Below are 3,404 nucleotides of genomic sequence, written 5' to 3'. Positions count from 1 at the left end.
CTAAATCTTTTGAGGGATTCAAAAACAGAATATTATCTAAGATTACGGCTATGACGGTCATTCAATATATAAACATATTTGAATTCAACAGAAATATCAATAACCTAAAAATCAATATTGCCTAAATGCACAACGGGTTATGAAACCTTTAATTGTACTTTTATTAAGTTTTACAATTTCTTTATTTATCATTAAAATTTTAAATAAAGAATATAACTTTGCATTATCAGGCAGGATATCAATGTCAATAATGTTAGTATTTACAGCAATTGGACATTTTGCATTTACTAAAGGAATGTCTATGATGATACCTAAATTTATTCCATATAAAGAGACTTTTGTCCATTTAACTGGAATATTTGAAATTTCACTTGCAATAAGCCTTCTTATTCCTCGATTTAAATATATTTCTGGATGGTCGTTAATTATTTTTCTTTTATTAATGTTACCTGCTAATATTTATGCGTCTTTAAATAATGTGAACTATCAAAAAGGCACATTTGATGGAAATGGGCTTGGGTATTTATGGTTTCGGATTCCTTTACAATTTCTGTTTATAGTCTGGACATATATTAGTGCGATTAGATATAACTGATGAAAAAGTGAGTGGCTAAGATGTATAAAAAACATAAGGCATTAGTGATAAACCTAAAGTTTGTACATATTATCAAAGTCCGCTAAATATAAAATTTGGCGTTTATAGTAGTAAAGATATAAGCAAAATAAATAATAAACCGAAATGAAAGTGCTTGTCATCTGTCCTACGTTTCTTGTACTAATCGTTGGTGCGCCCAGCCGCTGCACTATTCCAGTAGGTGAAAATCCTATCCGGACAATTGACTGTTCACCCGGAAGAAAGACGAACAGGAATTACCGTGAGGTAGTGAACTGAAGCTTCGTTCTTTCAAATCATCAAGCCGTAATGCTTAGGCGTGAACCCATAGTAGCTTCGAGATGTGTAACCGTAGATTTGGGGAGTGTGTTGACGTATACGAACCCTGCCATACAAGTTGGATCAACAGTCGGGGGAAAACTTGTAAACTACCGGAGTCATAGGGATGGCGTGATGATAGATGGAACAGTGCGGAACTGGGGAGGTCTGTACATTCAAGCTGGCTACTTAAAACCTTGTTTTATAAGCATAGCGAAGTAAGCAAGGGGGTGTACAGAAGTCGGAGAAGCCCATATTACCGAAGATTTGTCGGACAACAAAACCGACAATAGGGAAGGGGCTTTACTTTAGTAATGCTTATATGAAAAACAGAACGACCTATATTGACGAAAGTCTATTAGTAAGTCCATCCGGAGAACCGGATGAGCGTGTTCGTGTATTTCAAAGAAAGCTATACATTAGGGCCAAGCAAGAGGCAGGTTTCAAGGCATACAGTTTGTGGGACAAGGTCTGTACAGATTACGTCTTGATAACAGCCTACCGCAGGGTAAAATCGGGAAAGCCTCAGGGAACCGGAGTAGATAGCGTTAGTTTTGATGATATTGAAAGTAAGGGATTACATCAATACCTTAGCGAGATACAATCAGAATTACGCACCAAAACCTACGTTTGTTTACCGGTTAGGCGAGTAAGAATACCCAAAGAGAAAAAAGGAGCATATAGAGTTCTAGGTATACCGACCATCAAGGATAGAATAGTTCAGATGGCAGTAAAGATGGTTATTGAGCCCTTATGGGAAGCCGACTTTATACCCCACTCTTATGGATTCCGCCCCAAGCGGGGAGCAAAAGAAGCAGTCAAACAAATCAAGAAGAACTTATATGAGGGGCATCAATTTATATATGATGCAGATCTATCAAATTACTTTGATACGATACCTCATACCAAGTTGTTCAAGATGTTAAAAGAACGCCTCAGTGACAAATCGATATTGGCGGTTATTCACCAATGGCTAACGGCACCGGTACAATTAACGAACGGTAAGCTGATAAAGTCAACAAGTGGCACCCCACAGGGAGGAGTCATATCACCCTTGCTCTCGAACATTTACCTGCACGCTTTTGACCGTATAGTAAACAATCCAAAAGGGAAGTTTGCTAGATCGAACATTCGTATAGTGCGTTATGCGGATGATTTTGTACTGATGAGTACCCAAAGATACAGTCAGGATATGCGAAGGTATATCGGTTTGATTATGTATCGGATGGGATTAAAACTCAATAGGGAAAAGACAACGATATTGCATATAAACAAAAGTAGTCTTTGTTTTCTGGGATTTGAATTCAGGGTAATCCGTTCCAAATTTGATTGGAACCAAAAGAATTATACGAATATACGTCCCAGTCAAAAATCCCGGTCAAAATTGTTTACACAGATCAGAGAGCTACTGTCCAAACGCAGACATTGGAAAATAGAGCACATCATCTATAAACTTAATGAACTGCTAATCGGATGGTTGAATTATTTCTCGATCAGTAAAATAACCCATATATGGGAAACGATAAAGGTAATCATACCACATTTGGATTACAAACTATATAAATGGTTAAAAAGCAAAGGAAGGAAAGCGCATAAGCTGCTACGCCAGCAGCCATACAGGAATTTTGTAAAATACAAAAACCTGTTGGATATAGAAAAATATGCCCGCTTGAAAACCCTTGCGAAAGCTCAATGAAGAATACTATCGGTAAGCCGTGTGAGGGAAAACTTCATGCACGGTTTGATGCAGGGGGTACTGCTATCCGAAATTTATTAACTTAGCAATTAATTCGGGTAGCAGGCTCTACTCTACTATGCAATGAAAGAAAAACAGTCCTCATATTAAAACTTCAGGATTTAAATTAATAAATGATTAGATTTTTTTAAACTACTTTCGAATCGAGAAATATCCATTTTATATAGTTTTCGGATTATATTTTACAGTTATAATATTAGCATTAAACAAAATTTCAATATGGGAATTTTCGTTATATAAAGATTTCTCATATTGGTTCTTGACAGCAGGAATTGTACTTTTCTTTAGTGCAAATAGTTTAGAAACCTACAGAGATTTTACGAAAGTGATTTTAACTGCAATTTCTGTCGCAATTATTCTTGAATTTATAATTGGTTTTTACAATTTTTCGTTTGTTTGGGAATTAATACTGATACCGATTGTAATTTTTATTTGGTTATTATCATTAGTAGCAGAAATGAAAAAAGATGACAGAAATAATAAACTAGTTGCTTAAATCAAGTCAACAAAAAGATATAGAGGAAGCGAAAAAAAACTGGAATAGAATAAAAAAAGGATTGATATGGTAACTACAAAATACACTACTCCCCATCTGTAAGACAGTTTAAATATATATCTAATTATTTATGATGCTATTCTTTTTGTATTATAAATTTGATCAGGTGGTACTTTTCCTATTTCAGTATGCCTTCTTTTGGTGTTATAGAATTCAATATA

At 35.3% G+C, this 3,404-nt stretch carries 3 protein-coding genes and 1 pseudogene; all 4 read left to right on the top strand.

Translation table 11 applies throughout. The features are described 5' to 3' along the window. Positions 1 to 125 (top strand): annotated as a pseudogene (locus tag AC13CQ_RS00075) (IS982 family transposase); the annotation flags it as partial. A gap of 14 nt (positions 126 to 139) precedes the next feature. After that, positions 140 to 595, top strand: a complete 456-nt coding sequence (locus AC13CQ_RS00070) for a DoxX family protein (RefSeq protein ID WP_335588373.1) — start codon at positions 140 to 142, stop codon at positions 593 to 595. A 658-nt stretch (positions 596 to 1,253) separates the two neighbouring features. Next, the gene (gene ltrA, locus AC13CQ_RS00065) at positions 1,254 to 2,627 is read left to right on the top strand and encodes a group II intron reverse transcriptase/maturase (RefSeq protein ID WP_482882575.1); all 1,374 of its coding nucleotides are present in this window, start codon (positions 1,254 to 1,256) and stop codon (positions 2,625 to 2,627) included. Positions 2,628 to 2,946: 319 nt separating this feature from the next. After that, positions 2,947 to 3,183, top strand: coding sequence for a hypothetical protein (locus AC13CQ_RS00060; RefSeq protein ID WP_335588374.1), 237 nt, complete (start codon positions 2,947 to 2,949; stop codon positions 3,181 to 3,183). Positions 3,184 to 3,404: the final 221 nt, after the last annotated feature.

Source organism: Galbibacter sp. L-19 (assembly GCF_056857615.1).
Note: the sequence above shows the minus strand (reverse complement) of the source record. Positions and strands in the feature narration are given on the sequence as shown.

Bases quoted from the DNA above. Each gene is read 5' to 3' on its own strand.
- AC13CQ_RS00070 (WP_335588373.1), top strand. From the start codon at position 140: ATGAAACCTTTAATTGTACTTTTATTAAGTTTTACAATTTCTTTATTT.
- ltrA (WP_482882575.1), top strand. From the start codon at position 1,254: ATGAAAAACAGAACGACCTATATTGACGAAAGTCTATTAGTAAGTCCA.